Source organism: Caldithrix abyssi DSM 13497 (assembly GCF_001886815.1).
In the GTDB taxonomy this organism is placed as follows: Bacteria; Calditrichota; Calditrichia; order Calditrichales; family Calditrichaceae; genus Caldithrix; species Caldithrix abyssi.
The window spans coordinates 1710441-1728505 of record NZ_CP018099.1; the positions used below are offsets into that span (position 1 = coordinate 1710441).

Here is an 18065-nt window from a genome sequence, read left to right on the forward strand (position 1 = left end):
AATCTGGCAGCCAGCCGGAAAATTTAACCATTCAATGATAAAATGGAAAGGACAGGTTATGCGTGTTGAAATTCCTCGTGAAAAGTTAGAAAAATGGGCGGATTATTTACTGGAGTATTCCCTTGACGGCATTAGCAAAGACGACGTGGTGATGATCAAAGGCGAGCCCATTACCTGGCCCCTGATTTATGTGCTGGAAGAAAAGGTAATTAAAGCCGGCGGAATTCCGGACGTGAACCTGGTGCCCCCCGACAACGACCGCGGCAAGGTGTGGAGCGCAACCATGGCGCGTTATGGTACTCTGGAGCAAATCAAGCGCGTTCCGCAGTGGCATATTGAACGCTACCGGGCCATGACCAAGTATATCGAAGTGTTAGGAGCTGAAGATCCGTCGTTGTATTCCAACACCCCGGAAGAGACGACGCGCGCCATCATGCAGGAAGACGAACCCATTAAAAACATCCGTCTGGCCAAACCCTGGGTGCTGACTCTTTATCCTACCAAAGGTTTTGCCGATCTGGAAGGGATGACGCTCGAACGTTTTACCGAAGTGGTGGTTAATGCCTCAATGGTCGATCCACGGCTGTTGGACGAATTGGAAGAGGACATTTACCAGGTAATGCGTCGCAGCAAAACCATGCGCATTGTAACACGCCATCCGAAAGAGAAGCGTGAACTGGAACTGACCATGAGCATCGCCAATCGTAATATTGTTAAGTGTACCGGAAAACGTAACTTTCCGGATGGTGAGGTGTTTACCAGCCCGGACGCCAATACGGTGGAAGGGGAGATTTTTGTCGATTTGCCGGTCAGTTATTCTGGCGTAACCATTCGGGGCATTTATCTGCGCTTTGAAAAGGGACGTATTGTAGATTATACGGCCGAAGAAGGCTTTGACACCCTGCAAAAAATCATCGAAACGGATGAAGGTTCGCACCGGCTGGGCGAAGTGGCCTTAGGCATGAACAACGGCATTGAAGAAGTGCTCAAACATCCCCTGTTTGTAGAAAAGGTTGGCGGTACGCTGCACATTGCTATCGGCGCCAGTTATCCCGAATGCTTTATTGATCAGGAAGATTCCGAATTTGCCAAACAACAGTTGGAAGAATTTTACAAAAAAGGCATTGCTAACAAATCTGCGCAGCATGTGGACATTGTAACCGATTTTCGACCTGGCGGCACAGGACAGGCGGTTTACCTGGACGATGTGAAACTGGAAATTAAGGACAACATCTGGGTGGTGCCCAAATAAAGAAAGAATTCGAAGGCGGGGGGAGGAATTACGAATTAAGGATTACGAATTATCATGTGCAGGGGGAGATCGGGCCAAAATGATTCTGCCAGAGCGGCATGGTTATGGGATGAATTTTTGATTACGAATTATTAATTACGGTTAGAACGCGTTGGATGAGACGGTGTTCGGTGTTTTCTGGTGTAGCCCTCACCCCCTCATTCCCCCTGATTCCTGCCCGGATGCTCATGTGAAGGTGCGTTTTGGTTAGGGTGTGTCTCAAAAGCGAAATTAAATGTATATTTATTTAAATTCATGGTAAATCTTGCATTAGCCCTCACCCCCTGCCCCCCTCTCCCGAAAATCGGGAGAGGGGGAATTAAAGGGGGTGAGGGAAAGAAAAAATTTATAAAAATACATTATCTTTGACTTTTGGGACAGCCCCCTATAATCATGTCCTCCCTTCGGGATTTTTTCGCCAATCCACCATTCCACCATTCCACCATTCCACCATTCAACCAATTATCCACTCACGCGTAGCGGCATTCCGGTTGTTCGCGTCCCGGTTTGGTCATAACCACCTGCCACAGTTGCGTTTGCCTGGCTCTGAAGCCGCCCGCCGAGCTCAGCAAATAGTAACGCCACATGCGGTAAAAACGTTCGCCGTATTTATCTTTCAACTCCGGCCAGGCCGCTTCAAAATTAGCATACCAGGCCATCAACGTTTTATCGTAATGGGGGCCGAAGTTGTGCCAGTCTTCCATCACAAAAAGTCCTTCCATGGCCCGGGCCAGCTGGGCAATGGAAGGCAGCATACCATTGGGAAAAATGTATTTGGTCGTCCAGGCGTTGGCCGTGGTGGTGCTGACATTGCTGCCGATAGTGTGGAAAAAGGCAATACCGTCATCTTTTAAAGTGCGATCGACCACTTCCATGTAGGTGCGGTAATTTTTGTAGCCCACATGTTCCATGATGCCGATGGAAAGCACACGGTCGTACCGCCCCTGAACATCGCGGTAGTCCATCAGTTTCAATTCCACCGGCAGGCCTTTTGCCATTTGCCTGCCCAGTTCCACCTGCTCTCTGGAAACGGTCACGCCGGTGACTTTAACCCCGTATTTTTCCGCAGCGTAAATAGCAAAAGATCCCCAGCCGCAGCCGAGTTCCAGAACTTCCATTCCTGGTTTAAGATTCAGTTTTTTGCAAACCAATTCCAGTTTAGCTTCCTGCGCCTCATCCAGATTACGGGCATTTTTCCAGTAAGCGCAGGTGTAATTCAGCCGTTTGTCCAGCATGCGCGTGTAAAGATCATTGCCAATGTCGTAATGTTTTTTCCCTACCTGAAAGGCGCGGCGTTTTGCCTGTAGATTGAATATCTTGGCGCGCAGAGCGTGCCATTGAATTTTCCAGTTTCCTTTAACCTGTTCATCAAGCCTGGCGCGCAGAACGCGGTCGAAAAATTGATCCAGCGCCTGGCAATCCCACCAGCCGTCCATGTACGATTCGCCCAGGCCGAGGGCGGTTTCGCTTAAAACACGCTGGTAAAAGCGGGGATTGTGAACCTGAATGTCGTAAGGATTACTGCCATTTACGGCGATGCCAGCCACTTCCAGTAGTTGGCGAACTGTCTTTTCTGCAGAATCGACGGGCATTTTATGTCCTCCCTTTTTGTGCTTTTAAGGGAAATATCATTAAAATAATAATGATAAATGATGAAAAAATCAACCACACGCCACAAAATGGCGGGATATGACCGTGAGCTTTCGCGCAACCTGATTCAGAAATGTTTGCCGCCTCTGCCCTTAAAAGCCGGCGGGCCCCGCTCCTTCCATTTCAATCCTCCATTCGTTTCAGCATTCCATTTTTGCAAAAAACTTTTTCTCCTTAGCTTAATAGACATAAATTTTTAATGCTTTCAATGTATTCTATTGTTAAATTAATGATGTGTTCATTAAACAAAGTGGAGACCGATTATGAGTACAATGGAAACCAATATGCAGAATATTGTTCACGTCCAATTGCCCGCCGAGCTTCCACCGAAAAAGGAGTTTTTGCCGGGCATCAGACGGGCGCCCAGTCGGGGATTTAATCTCACCAAACACGAAGCGATCATTGCCTTAAAAAATGCCTTGCGTTACGTTCCCAACGAATTGCATGAGCAGCTGGCGCCGGAATTTATGGAAGAGCTAAAGACCATGGGGCGGATTTACGGTTATCGCTTCCGCCCGGAAGGACGCATTTACGGCAAACCGGTTGACGCCTACAAAGGCATACTGGAAGCGCGGGCTCTGCAGGTGAACATCGACAACAATCTCGATTTTGACGTGGCGCTTTATCCTTACGAGCTGGTAACCTATGGCGAAACCGGTCAGGTGTGTCAAAACTGGATGCAATATTTGCTGATCAAAAAATATCTGGAAATCATGCGCGAAGATCAAACCCTGGTCATCAGTTCCGGTCATCCGCTGGGCCTGTTTCCCTCGCATCGCAATGCGCCGCGCGTTATATCCACCAATGGTCTTATTGTGGGGCAGTGGGACAATCCCGAAACCTTTAAAAAACTGGCGGCTATGGGCGTTTCCAATTACGGTCAAATGACAGCTGGCGGCTGGTTTTACATCGGGCCGCAGGGCATTGTGCACGGAACCTACATTACCATTCTAAACGCCGGGCGCCAGTACCTGGGCATCCCGGAAGACGGCGACTTAAAAGGCGTGGTATTTGTCTCTTCCGGCCTGGGCGGAATGTCCGGCGCGCAGCCCAAAGCGGTGGAAATCGCCGGCGGCATTGGCGTGATTGCCGAGGTGGATTACAGCCGCATTCAAACACGCATCGATCAGGGCTGGGTGAGCAAAATCTCGGACGATCTGGAACAAATCGCTTTGTGGATTGACGAGTATCGGCGTAAAAAGGAATCTGTTTCCATTGCCTATCATGGCAACATTGTCGATTTGCTCGAGTACATCGACCAACATGATGTTGAAGTGCAATTACTTTCCGATCAGACTTCCTGCCATGCGGTTTACGAAGGCGGCTACACGCCTGCCGGCATCTCATTCGAAGAGGGACGCAAGCTGATCAAAGATAATCCGCAGCGCTTTAAAGAACTGGTGGATGCTTCGTTAAAACGTCATTTTAAAGCCTTAAAACGGCTGACCGATAAGGGCGGCCATTTTTGGGATTACGGCAATAGTTTTATGGCTTCGGTGTTTGAAGCCGGCGAAAAAGAAATCGCTAAAAATAAACGGGACACCTCAGAAGGATTTATCTGGCCCTCTTATGTGGAAGATATCATGGGACCGATCTGTTTTGACCAGGGCTTTGGCCCCTTTCGCTGGGTCTGTCTCAGCGGCAAGGATGAAGACCTGCGTAAAACCGACCGGGCAGCCATGGCGTGTATTGATCCCACACTTAGTTCATTGCACCGCGATAATTACCACTGGATTGCAACCGCGGAGCAAAACAAACTGGTGGTGGGCACCAAAGCGCGTATTTTGTACTCGGATGAAGAAGGGCGCATGAAGATCGCTTTAAAATTTAACGAAATGGTGCGCAAGGGCGAAATTGGCCCGGTAATCATCGGCAGGGATCATCATGATGTTTCCGGCACAGATTCACCCTTCCGTGAAACGGCCAATATTTACGACGGTAGCCGAGTAACGGCCGATATGAGCGTGCACTGTTTTGCCGGCAATGTAGCGCGTGGCATGACCCTGGTGGTGCTTTCCAACGGCGGCGGCGTGGGCATCGGACGGGCCAGCAATGGCGGCTTTGGGCTGGTGCTGGATGGCAGCGAGCGCGTGGATCAGATCATTCGCAGCGCGCTTTCCTGGGATGTAATGGGCGGCGTGGCTCGTAGAAGCTGGGCGCGCAATGTTAATGCCATGAAAACGGCAAAACGCTGGAATGAAGTGAATAAAGACAAAGGCCATATCACTATGCCTTTCCTGCCGCCAGAAGGCTTTGTGGAAGAGATCGTTGAAAAGGAATTGGATCAATAATCTTAGCGCGGACGGGGAAGGAATATCGGTTTAGAGGTTTAGGAGTTTAAAAGTTTAGAGGTTGAGGGGGAGGGCAATGGGTCGGGTGTCCGAAGCCCCTTCCCCTTTTTCCGGCTCTGAAAAGAGGAAAAGCGGCCCTTGATCATTTATTCTTCAGGAATCATGTAGCCGGCGCCGCGAATGCTTTTAATCCAGTGTGGATTCAGCGGGTCTTCTTCCAGATATTTGCGCAGGCGGGCGATGAAAATGTCCACCGTCCTGGTTTCAATTTCAGAATCGGTGTGCCAGACATTTTTTAACAATTCCTTGCGCGAAACAATCTTGCCGCGGTGTTTCAGTAAATATTTTAGAACACCGGCTTCCAGAGGCGTTAACGATACCTTAAGGTCTTTCTTTTTTAATTGCAGGGCTTCCAGGTCTATTTCCCATTCGCCCAGTTTAAGATGTAAACTATCGTCCTGCCGATACCAGGTTTTACGCTGCAAAATGCGTTCGATTCGCAAAAGAAGTTCGTCCAGCGAAAAGGGCTTGGTCAAATAATCATCAGCGCCGACTTTAAGCCCTTTGATTTTATCGCCGGTATCGCGCCGGGCGGTCAGAAAAAGGATGGGCAACTGCTGCGTTTTTTCCCGGATATGTTCGGCCACTTCAAAGCCACTATGGTATGGTAGCATAACGTCAAGAATTACCAGATCAAAATCCTCTTGATCAAATAATTCGATGGCCTGCTGTCCATCCCGGGCCAGCGTAACCTGGTAGCCATCTGCTTCCAGATTAAATTGCAGACCGCGGGCCAGCGATTCTTCATCTTCAACGAGCAGGATTCTACTCATTTTAACAGCCCTTTCTTCTTTGCCAGTCTGAAAGTTGGTTCGCGATCTTTAATATTAATTAATGGTAAAGCGATGGTGAATGTGGTGCCTTTACCAATCCCCGGACTAAAGACGGTAATTTTCCCTTCGTGTCCTCTGATGATTTCGCGAACGTGGTAAAGCCCCAGACCGGTGCCGCGAATATCGGGTAAATGGGAGCGTGAGACGCGGAAAAACTTTTGAAAAATTTGCTTTTGATCTTCTTTGTGGATACCGATGCCATGATCGGAAAATTCAATGATCAAATTTTTGCCCTGTTTGAAAATGCGAATGTCAATCTGCAAATTACCTGCGGAATACTTGATGGCATTATCAACCAGATTGCTGAAAACAATCTGAAAGGCATCGCGGTCTATCTTGACAAATCCGTCGCATTCCACTTTAAGGCGAATGTTTTCATCAGGGATTTTAAATTGCTGCTGGCTGCTTTTTATCAATTGTGGGAAGGTATCTTTTACTGAGACAAGTTCCCGGTTGAACATTTTTTTTCGTTGTTCAATTTGCGAAATATCCAGAATGGCGTCAATAACGCGCTTCAGGCGTTGCGTATCCTGCAGCATGCGTCCCAAAAATTCTTTTTGTGTTTTCGCATCAATTTTTCTGCGCGACATGGTTTCCAGATAAAGTTGAATGGAGGCCAGCGGCGATTTTAGTTCATGCGTAAAGTTGGCGATAAAAGTTTCGTAAAGAAGATTGATGTTGATCTGTTTGGTTAAAAAGATAAAAACGAAATACATGCCCGCTAACAGAATAATAAAGAGGATCAGACCGAAGATAAGCGTGAAAAATTGAACGCGCGTTGTGGACTGGAAAAAATCGGGCAGATATTTTGCGCCAAATTCCTGCACCAGCTTATAATTAGAAACATACCAGTAAATCCACAAGGCCAACAACGAAAGCCAGATAATTTGCATGGCAATAAAGATTAACAGGGGATGTATGTAGTTGGCGCGTCTTTTCATTTCGATTTTACACTTCTTTTACAAATTTTATTCATTTATGTGTTATCTTTATTTTAGTAATTTTTCATTGAAAAATAAAGAAAAAGAAGGCAGGCCATGAATATTTTGTTAGTTTCACCCCAAACACCGGCTACCTTCTGGAGTTTTCGTCACGCTTTAAAGTTCATCTCAAAAAAATCATCCGAGCCGCCGCTGGGTTTGTTAACCATTGCGGCCATGCTTCCGCAGGCCTGGGAGCTGAGGCTGGTGGACATGAATGTGGCTCCCTTGCGAGATGATGATCTGACGTGGGCGGATATGGTGTTTTTAAGCGGCATGAATGTCCATTTGCGATCCATGCAGCAGGTGATTGCCCGCGCCAATCGGCATAACGTGCCGCTGGCCGTCGGCGGGCCGCTGGTCACCACCGACAGGCAATTGTTGCCCGGCGCCGATCATTATTTTTTAGGCGAAGGCGAGGAAACTTTGCCACAATTTTTGCATGATCTACAACATGGAAAGGCCAAAAAGGTTTACCGGGCGCAGCGCTTTCCGGATATTCAAAAAACGCCTGTTCCGCGCTGGGATTTACTTGACGTAAAAAGTTATGCCAGCCTCAGTTTGCAGTTTTCTCGCGGCTGTCCCTTTAACTGCGATTTCTGCAATGTTACCATTTTAAATGGGCACAAGCCGCGCACCAAGTCGGCGCCTCAGTTTTTAGCCGAACTGCAGGCCATCTACGATGTGGGCTGGCGGGGCAGCGTTTTTATTGTGGATGATAATTTTATCGGCAATCGTAAAATCTTAAAACAAGAAATTCTTCCGGCGTTAATTGATTGGATGGAAACGCACAAACGGCCATTTTCCTTTATTACGGAAGTTTCGGTGAATCTGGCCGATGACGATCGGTTAATGAATTTAATGGTTCAGGCCGGTTTCGATTCGGTGTTTGTGGGCATCGAAACGCCCAATGTGCAAAGTTTAAGCGAAAGCAATAAAAAGCAAAACGCAGGTAAGGATTTGTTGTTGGCCGTCAAAAAAATGCAGCGCCACGGGCTGATCGTAAGCGGAGGCTTTATCGTGGGCTTTGATCATGATCCGCCGGAAATCTTTGACATCCAGAAAAACTTTATTCAACACAGCGGCATCATTACGGCCATGGTCGGTTTGTTAAGCGCGCCCACCGGCACGCGCCTGTTTAAGCGCATGAAGGAGCAGGGCCGGTTAATTAAAACCATGAGCGGCGACAACATGGATGGCAGCACCAATATTATCCCTAAAATGGATTTGCAGTTTTTAAAGGAGCAGTACCAGAAATTGCTGAATCAGCTTTATGATCCGGAAGGGTTCTATGAGCGTCTGAAGGTATTTTTGCGCGATTATCGAATGCCCGAAAGAAAAGGCGGAAGACTTTCGCTGACCGAAATAAAAGCGTTCGTTAAATCTTTATTTGTATTGGGCCTGTTTGAAAGAGGGCGCATGCGTTACTGGAAGATTCTGTTCTATTCATTAATCAAATTCCCGAAAAAGTTTCCTCTTACCGTCCGTCTGTCCATTTTTGGCTATCATTTCCGCAGAGTGGCCAGAAGCCTGAGCTAAATGAGGCGGCTTTGTGTTTTAAGCGAGCGCCGGCGGCATTGGTAAAACATCGTTCCTGTGCGCCTGAAGGGCGCGCCGTATCTGGTCGCGGACTTAAAAACGAGAAGATAAATCGCCTTTAAAGCGCAAAGCCGTCATGCATCTATAACTTTCCAAATTTCAAAAACTTAAATTCTTTTGAAAACCCCCTTCAAATTTATTAAATTTAAACTCTTTAAATAAAGGAGGTATTATGTCCGGTCATTCTAAGTGGCATTCGATTAAACATAAAAAAGCACGCGTTGACGCCCAGCGCGGTCGAATATTTACAAAGATAATCAAAGAGATTACGGTGGCTGCCCGTTTAGGCGGCGGAGATCCGGAGGCCAATCCGCGTTTACGCGTGGCCATCGCTCAGGCCAAGGCGGCCAACATGCCGGCCAAAAATATCGATAACGCCATTAGAAAAGGAACAGGCGAATTACCTGGCGTGGTTTACGAAGACGTAACCTACGAAGGCTACGGCCCCGGCGGTGTGGCTGTGTTTGTGGAAGCGGTAACCGACAATAAGAACCGAACGGTTGCAGAAATGCGCCACCTGTTCAGTAAATACGGCGGCAATCTGGGTGAAAATGGCAGCGTTGCCTGGATATTCGAACGCAAAGGCCTGATTCGCGTACCGCGGGAACAATACACAGAGGAAGATTTGCTGGAAATTGCTCTGGAATGCGGTGCCGAAGATATGCAGACCACGGATGAGTTTTACGAAATTTACACCAGCTTTGAGGACTTTCATAAAGTGCGCAACGCTTTCGAAGAAAAGAATATTGCCATGGAAAGCGCCGAATTAACCATGATTCCGCAAAATACCATTAAAATTGAAGGCAAGACGGCTGAGCAGATGCTTAAACTTTTAGAAGTTCTGGATGAGCACGATGACGTGCAGAATGTGTACTCCAACTTTGAAATGGAAGACGCCGAGATGGAGCGTCTGGTCTCAAAAGAGTAGTTGTCGGTGAAAATATTAGGCATCGATCCGGGGTTACAAATAACCGGCTTTGGAATCATCGAGATTGACGGAAAAGGGGAGCCAAAGCTCTTTGAATACGGCCATGTGCGCACCGCAGCGTCGGAAGGTCTTTCTAAAAGGGTGTTTAAGATTTACGCCCGTATTAATGCGCTGATCAATGAAGCGCAGCCGCAGGTGATGGCCATGGAAAGTGTTTTTTACGCTACAAACGTCAAAACGGCCATTACCATGGGGCATGTCAGAGGCGCGGTGATGGTAGCGGCAGAAACCAGCGGAATACCGGTTTTTGAATACGCCCCGCGCGAAATTAAAATGTCGGTGGTGGGCAACGGCGCCGCCAGTAAGGAACAGGTTCAGTTTATGGTACAACACTTATTAGGTCTTAAAGAAAAGATCGAACCCATTGATGCGTCGGACGCCCTGGCAGCCGCTTTATGTTACTGGCACAGAACGAATTTAAAGTAATTTTACAGAATGATTGAATACATTAGCGGAAAAATCGTAAGCAATAGAAATACTGAAATTATTTTAGAAACCAATGGATTTGGTTACAATATTAAAGTGAGCCTGAACACCGCTCAAAAATTACCCGCCCCTGGAGCTCAGGCAACGCTTAAAACCTATCTTCATGTACGGGAAAACGGGATTCAGTTATATGGATTTGCCGATGAGCAGGAGCGCGAGCTGTTTATGGGGCTGTTAAGTATTTCGGGAGTGGGCCCCAAGCTGGCTTTAACCTTACTTTCCGGGCTTACGGTAGAGCAGGTACAGCGCGCCGTTTATGCGCAGGATGTTAAAACCCTGTCGTCCATTTCTGGCATTGGCAAAAAAACGGCTCAGCGTTTAATCGTTGAATTGAAAGACAAAATAACCCTGCCCGAAGGCGTAGAAGCCGAAAAAAATGCCGCCTTGTTATCTGAACCCAAAAGCGAGGCGGAAAGCGAAGCCATATTGGCCCTTGTCTCGCTTGGCTATTCAAAAATTCAGGCTGTAAAAGCCGTTTCTAAGGTTCAAAATATTAATCACAGCGAAAAATCGGAAGAAATCATTAAACGCGCATTGCAGGTAATTTAAAGCCTATGAGTAAATTGGCTCGTCCGGGATTACTGGAAGAAGATTTAGAAATAGAAAACAGTCTTCGGCCGCAAAGTTTAAAAGACTTTGTCGGGCAGCAAAAGGTTAAAGACAACCTGGCTGTTTTTATTGAGGCCGCCAGGCAGCGCGGCGAGGCGCTGGACCACGTGCTGCTTTACGGCCCGCCGGGCCTGGGCAAAACGACGCTGGCCATGATCGTCAGCCGGGAATTAAAGGTGGACATCAAAACGACCTCCGGTCCCGTGCTGGAGCGCGCCGGGGATTTGGCCGGCCTTTTGACCAATTTAAAAGAAAAAGACGTGCTTTTTATCGACGAAATCCATCGCGTAAACAATGTGGTGGAAGAGTACCTCTATTCGGCCATGGAAGATTTCAATATTACCATCTTAATTGACAAGGGCCCCAGCGCGCGTTCTGTGCAGTTAAATCTTTCGCCGTTCACCTTAATTGGGGCGACCACGCGCGCCGGTTTGCTTACCTCGCCCATGCGCGCGCGTTTTGGCGTGGTGTTGCGTCTTGATTATTATTCTCCGGAGGACCTGTTTTTAATTATTAAACGGTCGGCTAAAATTTTAAATGTAGAAATAGACGACGACGGCGCCATGGAAATTGCCCGACGCTCGCGCGGAACGCCCCGTATTGCCAATCGCCTGTTGCGCCGAACGCGCGATTTTGCTCAGGTCATTGCCGACAATAAAATAACGCTTCAGGTGGCGCAAATGGCTTTAAACCGCCTGGAAGTGGATGAACTGGGACTGGATGAAATGGATAAACGTATTTTGCACACCATTATTGAAAAATACAACGGCGGCCCGGTGGGATTAAACACCATTGCCGTGGCCGTGGGCGAAGAGAGCGACACCATTGAAGAACTGTACGAACCGTTTCTGATTCAACAGGGTTTTTTGGATCGCACCCCTCGGGGACGAGTGGTTACACATCTGGCGTATGAACATTTAAAGATAAAAAAAGATAAAAGGAATCAACAAACCTCGCTTTTTTAAAGCAGGAAAGGAGTGGTTTAACAATGAAGCTATCGGAAATTAAATACGAGGTTCCTGAGGAGCTGATTGCCCAGTACCCTCTGGAAAAACGAGATGAATCTCGTTTGATGGTACTCAATCGAAAAAAACAGTCATGGGAGCACCGTATTTTTCGAGACGTGGTTGACTATTTACAGGAAGGCGACGCTCTGGTAGTCAACGAGACCAAAGTCTTTCCGGCACGAGTCATTGGAATTAAAGATAAAACGGACGCCCAGGTGGAGTTGCTGCTGCTGCGTCAGTTAGAAGACACCATGTGGGAAGTGCTGGTTAAGCCAGCCCGCAAAGTGCGCGTGGGAAACCGTATTCAGATTACCAATGACTTTGGTTGCGACGTGATTGACAATACAACTTCGGGGGGGCGCGTTGTCCGCTTCGATTACAATGGCAGCGATTTTTTTGAAGTTCTGGGGCGCGTGGGCACCTCTCCTTTGCCGCCCTATATTAAACGTGAAGCCGATGAAATCGACAAAGAGTATTATCAGACGGTTTACGCTAAAAAAATAGGCGCCGTGGCTGCGCCGACCGCCGGTCTGCATTTTACCGATGAATTGCTGGAAAAAATCAAAGCCAAGGGCGTTAAAGTGGTGCCGATTGTTCTGCATGTGGGCCTGGGCACCTTTCGGCCCATTAAAGTGGAAGACGTAACGCGGCACAACATGGATTCTGAATATTACGAAGTGCCCGAAGAAGCCGCCCACGACATCAACGAAGTGAAGTTGAATGGCGGAAGGATCATTGCCGTGGGCACGACCACCGTCAGAACGCTTGAAACCGTGGCCAATGCCGACAACCTGGCTAAAGCCAGCTCCGGATGGACAGATAAGTTTATCTATCCTCCTTACCAGTTTAAACTGGTTGACGGGATGATTACCAATTTTCATCTGCCGGCATCAACCCTTGTGTTGTTGGTGGCTGCTTTTGCCGGTAAGGATTTTATCCTGAAAGCCTATCAGGAAGCAGTTAAAGAAAAATATCGCTTTTATAGTTATGGCGATGCCATGCTGATTGTTTAGGAGAGCGGGATTGCCTTGAAAGTTGGCCTGGGACTGGCATTCATCAATCAAAGTACGGGAGATGTGTCATCGACCACGTTCGCTGCCCTGTGTAGCGCCGTGGTCGATGCTTTATTGGGCGCCGCAGGTTTAAATCATTTAAGGCCTGAGTTCGGCTTTCTCTCTCCTGTGGATAAGATCAAACAAATAGAACTAAAACTCTACTATCAAGGTTTTTCCCTTGTTAATATGGATTGTACCATTGAAGGCGAATTAAATTTAAAACCCGGAGTGGTAAATGATTTTGCCCGGCAGATCGCCGATTTGTTGTTTATCAGCCCCGAGCGCTTTACGGTTAAAAGCTACTGGTTAGAAAAGATGGCGGGGACGGCGCGCATTCAGGTCATTGCCTCCATTAAAAAAAGCGATGAGATTTAAGATGTTAGAATCGCTGAGCGAGTTCTTTAATCAACTGAATCCATGGCTGGCTTACACGCTGTTGTTTGTCAGCGCATTTGTAGAAAACGTTTTTCCGCCCATTCCCGGCGATACGGTCACGGTGATTGGCGCTTATCTCGTTTCTACAGGGAAGTTGCATTTCTGGGGCGTGTACGTTTCTACAACCCTGGGCAGCGTGGTTGGTTTTTTTACCATGTATGTTATCGGGCTGAGAGTCGGCACAAGAATCCTTGAAAGCAAACTGCTGCAAAGATTTTTTAGCGTTGAAAAATCGGATAAAGTAAAGGCGTGGTTTGCAAAATACGGTTACTGGGTCATAGCCGCCAATCGCTTTTTGAGCGGCACACGCAGCGTCATTTCGCTCTTTGCCGGATTTTTTGCCCTGCGCTGGTTGCCGGTTGTCTTACTTTCTTTATTAAGCGCAGCCGTCTGGAACGGACTGCTGATTTACGGCGGATACCTGCTGGGCGTTAACTGGGAAAAGATTGTCTATCTTATTCATCAGTACAATAAATTTGTTTTGATCATTAGCGTTCTTGTCATTATCTTAGTCATTCTTTTGCGTGTGGTACGGAGAAGGAAAAATGTAAAATCAATTGAAGGAAAATTGAATGACTGAAATCCGTGTTCGTTTTGCGCCCAGCCCCACAGGCTATGTTCATGTGGGCAGTTTAAGAACGGCATTATACAATTTTTTGTTTGCCCGTCACAACAAGGGCAAGTTTGTATTAAGAATTGAAGATACGGATCGTTCGCGCTACGTGCCGGGCGCGGTAGAAAATTTACTGGAAACGTTGAAATGGGCGGGGCTGGATTATGACGAAGGCCCCGAAAAAGGCGGCCCTTACGGCCCATATTTCCAGTCTGAAAGACTGGAAATTTACAACGAGCATGTGCGCCAGTTGCTGGAAAACGACGCCGCCTACCCCTGTTTTTGCAGCGAAGATCGCTTAACGGCCATGCGCGAAGAACAGGCCAAAAAGAATTTGCCCATTATGTACGACGGCCATTGCCGGAATATTCCCCGCGAAGAAGCCCTGGCGCGCATGAAGAACGAGCCCCATGTGATCCGTCTGAAAGTTCCGCGGGAAGGCATGACCATCGTGGATGATCTGATCCGTGGGAAAGTATCCTTTGAAAATGCCGTCATCGATGATCAAGTTTTGATTAAAAGCGACGGCTACCCAACCTATCATCTGGCCAATGTGGTGGACGATCATCTGATGAAGATCAGTCATGTGATCCGCGGCGAAGAGTGGTTGCCCAGCACGCCCAAACACATCTTGCTGTATCAGGCCTTTGGCTGGGAGCTGCCCAACTTTGCCCATTTGCCTCTGCTATTGAACCCCGATCGCAGCAAATTGAGCAAACGGCAGGGCGATGTAGCGGTGGAAGATTACCGTGAAAAAGGCATCCTGGCGCCGGCGCTGGTTAACTTTGTGGCTTTGCTGGGCTGGAATAAAGGCGACGACCAGGAGATTTTTGCCCTTCATGAATTGATCGAGCACTTTTCGCTGGAAAGAGTCAATAAAGCCGGCGCGGTGTTTGACGTTAAAAAACTGGAGTGGATGAACGGCCATTACATTCGCAGCATGGCCGAAGAAGAATATTTAAAAATCGGCGAGCAGTGGTTACGCAAGTTTGAATTGGATACAGGCGATCGCCAAAAAAATCAACTGATTTTAAAAGCCATTCGGCAGGGGTTAACGCGCTTTGATCAACTGCCAGAAAAGACAGCCGTCTTTTTCAAAGATCAATTGCAGTTTGATGCAGAGGCGCTGGAGTGGCTGCAAAAAACGGAAAGCAAAGAAATCTTAAAAAAATTGCTTGAAGCGTTGTCGGAAATTGACGAACTTTCCGTCGAAACATTCGGGCAGATCATCAAACAGGTGCAAAAAAACACCGGACAGAAAGGCAAAAATTTATGGATGCCCATCCGCGCGGCCATTACAGGCGAAACGCATGGGCCTGATTTGACGATTGTCCTTTCTGTGATTGGCAAACAAAAAGTAGAACATTTTGTAAGGCAGGCATTAGCAGTATGAAAATTATCGTCTTAATGGGTGGAGATTCGACCGAACGCGAGGTTTCGTTGGTAACCGGAGATAAAGTGGCTAAAGCCCTGGAAGAAAACGGTCATCAGGTTATTAAGATCGATCCGATTGCCACCAAAGAGGAACAGACCGAATTAAACAAAACCGACCGCCACTGGATCGGCATTCAATATCCGGAAATTGACATGTTACCGCTGCATCGCGGCAGCATGTATTTGAAAAATCTTTTAATTGTAAAGCGACTTAAGCCAGACCTTGTGTTTAACGCTTTGCACGGCGGAAAGGGCGAAAACGGCGTGGTGCAGGGTATGCTGGACGCCGCCCAGATTCCGTACACCGGCTCCGGACGCGTGGCATCCATGCTGGCCATGGAAAAAGACATCAGTAAAACGTATTTCCGCAACGCCAAGCTTCCCACGCCCAGGGCCATCATTCTGGAACGTCCCGACGCCTCGCGCAAAAAATTGAAAAAAATCGACTTTCCTCAGGTCGTTAAACCCAACAACCAGGGCTCGACAATCGGCTTAAAGATCGTTCATAATCATCAGGAACTGGAAGAGGCCATAGACAACGCCTTTACCTTAAGCCCCAAGGTCATTGTTGAGGAATTTATTCCGGGGCGCGAAATTACCGTGGGTATAATTGGCAATCGTACCTTTCCTGTGGTGGAAATTAAACCGAAGCACGGAATTTACGATTACGAATGCAAATACACCAAAGGGATGAGCTTTTACGAAGTGCCGGCCAATCTGGATGAAGAAACGGCGCGCATCGTGCAAAAGATCTCTTTAAAGGCGCACACCGTGCTGGGCTGCCATGGATATTCGCGCGTGGATCTGCGTCTCTCTCCGGAAAAAGAGCCGTATATTCTGGAGGTAAATACCCTGCCGGGCCTGACGGACATCAGTCTGCTGCCCATGGCCTGCGCCCATGCCGGTATTAATTACAATGCGCTTGTGGAAATGATCGTCGAAGAAGCGCTTAAAAAACCAAAATTACCATCGGTTTAAAGGAAAAGTAAAATGGAAGAGCTGTACCTTTACAATACATTAACGCGAAAAAAAGAAAAATTTGAGCCCATCACGCCGGGATTTGTGGGCATTTATGTTTGCGGTCCCACGGTTTATGGCCATGCGCATCTTGGTCACGCTAAAAGCTACATTAGCTTCGACGTCATCGTCAGATATTTTCGCTTTTTAGGCTATCGCGTGCGTTACGTGCAAAATATTACCGATGTAGGCCATCTGGTTTCCGACGCGGATGAAGGGGAGGATAAGGTTGCCCGCCAGGCCCGACTGGAACAGCTGGAACCGATGGAAATTGCCGAACGCTACACGCGCAGTTATTTTGAGGACATGGATTTACTGAATGTGGAAAGACCAGATATTTCGCCGCGGGCCAGCGGACACATCCCCGAACAAATTGAGCTGGCGCAAACCCTCCTAAAAAAAGGATACGCCTACGAGGTGAATGGAACGATCTATTTTGACGTGCAAAAGTTCAAGGAATACGGCAAACTTTCTGGTCGCAAGTTAGACGAGCTGATGGCCGCCGTGCGCATTGAGAAGAATCCGGAGAAAAAACATCCGGCGGATTTTGCCGTGTGGAAACGCGCTGAACCGGGGCACATCATGCAATGGAACAGCCCCTGGGGCAGGGGATATCCCGGCTGGCACGCCGAATGTTCGGTAATGTCCACCAAGTATCTGGGGCAACCGTTTGATATCCACGGCGGCGGTCTGGAAAATGTGTTTCCGCATCACGAATGCGAAATCGCCCAGAGCGAGGCGGCCAATGATAAACCCTTTGCGCGTTACTGGTTGCACAATAATATGGTAACCGTTAACGGGCAAAAAATGGGCAAGTCGCTTGGTAATTTTATTACCATTAAAGATGCCGTCAAAAAATACACGCCGCTGGCCATTCGTTATTTTGTGTTGTCCAGCCACTATCGCTCGCCGCTTGATTTTAGCGATCAGGCGCTGGAATCGGCGCAAAAGGGACTGGGGCGCTTTCATCAGACCTTTGCCCGTTTGCTTAAAGCCAAAATCAATGCAAAAGGCAAGGACGAAACTTTCGAGAAGAAAATCGATACCTACCGCCAGAAATTTATTCAGGCTATGAATGACGATTTTAACACACCAAAGGCGCTGGCCGAATTGTTTGAATTTTTGAAAGAGATCAACGGCTGGTTGGATGCCGGCCAGACGGTGACAGAAGAGACGCACAAAAAGGCGGTGCAGGTGATTGAAGAAACGGCCGGTAAGGTGCTGGGACTGCTGCCTAAAGATTATGCGGAGTTTGAAAGCAAACGCAGCGGCGATGTGGACGCTGTAGTGCAAATTTTGATCGATATCAGAAGCGCCTTGCGTAAAGAAAAGAATTTTGCTCTGGCCGACGAAATCCGCAACCGCCTGCAGCAGATTAATATTGAATTAAAGGATACGTCCCAGGGCACGGTGTGGGAATACAAATAGCGGTGGAGAGCGGCTCGCCTCTTTAGCCAGCGGCAGAGCGCCGGCCTAACCCCGACCCACAGTCATTCCCGCGCAAGCGGGAATCCCTTCCCCCCTTCCACGTCATTCCTGCGCAAGCAGGAATCCCTTTCATAATGCAGTGGATTCCACCTCTCGCTGCGCTCGGCCGGAATGACACCAGACAGTCATTCCCGCGAAAGCGGGAATCCCTTCCACCTCTCCACAGTCATTCCTGCGCAAGCAGGAATCCCTTTCACCCTTCCACGTCATTCCCGCGAAAGCGGGAATC

16 protein-coding genes are annotated in these 18065 nt (G+C 48.0%); 13 read left to right on the forward strand and 3 right to left on the reverse strand.

Translation table 11 applies throughout. The features are described from left to right. The first annotated feature begins 58 nt into the window (after positions 1 to 58). Positions 59 to 1252, forward strand: coding sequence for an aminopeptidase (locus Cabys_RS06570; RefSeq protein ID WP_006929460.1), 1194 nt, complete (start codon positions 59 to 61; stop codon positions 1250 to 1252). 509 nt (positions 1253 to 1761) lie between these two features. Here Cabys_RS06570 and cfa read toward each other — a convergent pair. Then, positions 1762 to 2883 (reverse strand): cyclopropane fatty acyl phospholipid synthase, encoded by a 1122-nt coding sequence (gene cfa / locus Cabys_RS06575; protein ID WP_006929461.1) that lies wholly within the window; start codon positions 2881 to 2883, stop codon positions 1762 to 1764. 321 nt (positions 2884 to 3204) lie between these two features. Here cfa and Cabys_RS06580 point away from each other — a divergent pair, with 321 nt between their 5' ends. Beyond that, a complete protein-coding gene (locus Cabys_RS06580) occupies positions 3205 to 5232 on the forward strand; it encodes a urocanate hydratase (RefSeq protein ID WP_006929462.1) in 2028 nt (675 codons plus the stop codon). Positions 5233 to 5378: 146 nt separating this feature from the next. Here Cabys_RS06580 and Cabys_RS06585 read toward each other — a convergent pair whose 3' ends face one another. Beyond that, entirely contained in the window at positions 5379 to 6065 is a 687-nt protein-coding gene (locus Cabys_RS06585; RefSeq protein ID WP_006929463.1) for a response regulator transcription factor, read from the reverse strand. Further along, the gene (locus Cabys_RS06590; protein WP_006929464.1) at positions 6062 to 7066 is read right to left on the reverse strand and encodes a sensor histidine kinase; all 1005 of its coding nucleotides are present in this window, start codon (positions 7064 to 7066) and stop codon (positions 6062 to 6064) included. The genes Cabys_RS06585 and Cabys_RS06590 overlap by 4 nt, the downstream gene beginning before the upstream one ends. Positions 7067 to 7162: 96 nt before the next feature. Between Cabys_RS06590 and Cabys_RS06595 the strand changes: the two genes are divergently transcribed. From Cabys_RS06595 to cysS, 11 genes are all read left to right on the forward strand, one after another. Beyond that, on the forward strand, positions 7163 to 8644 hold the full coding sequence (locus Cabys_RS06595; protein WP_006929465.1) for a B12-binding domain-containing radical SAM protein: 1482 nt from the start codon (positions 7163 to 7165) through the stop codon (positions 8642 to 8644). Between the two features lie 232 nt (positions 8645 to 8876). Further along, positions 8877 to 9632, forward strand: coding sequence for a YebC/PmpR family DNA-binding transcriptional regulator (locus Cabys_RS06600; protein WP_006929466.1), 756 nt, complete (start codon positions 8877 to 8879; stop codon positions 9630 to 9632). Positions 9633 to 9638: 6 nt separating this feature from the next. After that, complete coding sequence (gene ruvC, locus Cabys_RS06605) at positions 9639 to 10118, forward strand: crossover junction endodeoxyribonuclease RuvC (RefSeq protein ID WP_006929467.1); 480 nt, start codon at positions 9639 to 9641, stop codon at positions 10116 to 10118. A gap of 9 nt (positions 10119 to 10127) precedes the next feature. Next, complete coding sequence (gene ruvA / locus Cabys_RS06610) at positions 10128 to 10727, forward strand: Holliday junction branch migration protein RuvA (RefSeq protein ID WP_006929468.1); 600 nt, start codon at positions 10128 to 10130, stop codon at positions 10725 to 10727. Between the two features lie 5 nt (positions 10728 to 10732). Further along, positions 10733 to 11752 carry a Holliday junction branch migration DNA helicase RuvB gene (ruvB, locus tag Cabys_RS06615; protein WP_006929469.1) on the forward strand — a complete coding sequence of 340 codons (1020 nt, stop codon included), beginning with the start codon at positions 10733 to 10735 and terminating at the stop codon, positions 11750 to 11752. A 23-nt stretch (positions 11753 to 11775) separates the two neighbouring features. After that, positions 11776 to 12807: a tRNA preQ1(34) S-adenosylmethionine ribosyltransferase-isomerase QueA gene (gene queA, locus Cabys_RS06620; protein ID WP_006929471.1), complete on the forward strand. Its 1032-nt coding sequence runs from the start codon at positions 11776 to 11778 to the stop codon at positions 12805 to 12807. 15 nt (positions 12808 to 12822) lie between these two features. Further along, positions 12823 to 13224, forward strand: a complete 402-nt coding sequence (locus tag Cabys_RS06625) for a hypothetical protein (protein WP_006929473.1) — start codon at positions 12823 to 12825, stop codon at positions 13222 to 13224. A 1-nt stretch (position 13225) separates the two neighbouring features. Next, positions 13226 to 13864, forward strand: a complete 639-nt coding sequence (locus Cabys_RS06630; RefSeq protein ID WP_006929475.1) for a DedA family protein — start codon at positions 13226 to 13228, stop codon at positions 13862 to 13864. Beyond that, entirely contained in the window at positions 13857 to 15290 is a 1434-nt protein-coding gene (gltX, locus tag Cabys_RS06635) for a glutamate--tRNA ligase (protein WP_006929476.1), read from the forward strand. Before Cabys_RS06630 ends, gltX begins: the two co-directional genes overlap by 8 nt. After that, positions 15287 to 16309, forward strand: a complete 1023-nt coding sequence (locus tag Cabys_RS06640) for a D-alanine--D-alanine ligase (RefSeq protein WP_006929479.1) — start codon at positions 15287 to 15289, stop codon at positions 16307 to 16309. Before gltX ends, Cabys_RS06640 begins: the two co-directional genes overlap by 4 nt. 12 nt (positions 16310 to 16321) lie before the next feature. After that, positions 16322 to 17776, forward strand: a complete 1455-nt coding sequence (gene cysS / locus Cabys_RS06645) for a cysteine--tRNA ligase (RefSeq protein ID WP_006929480.1) — start codon at positions 16322 to 16324, stop codon at positions 17774 to 17776. Positions 17777 to 18065: the final 289 nt, after the last annotated feature.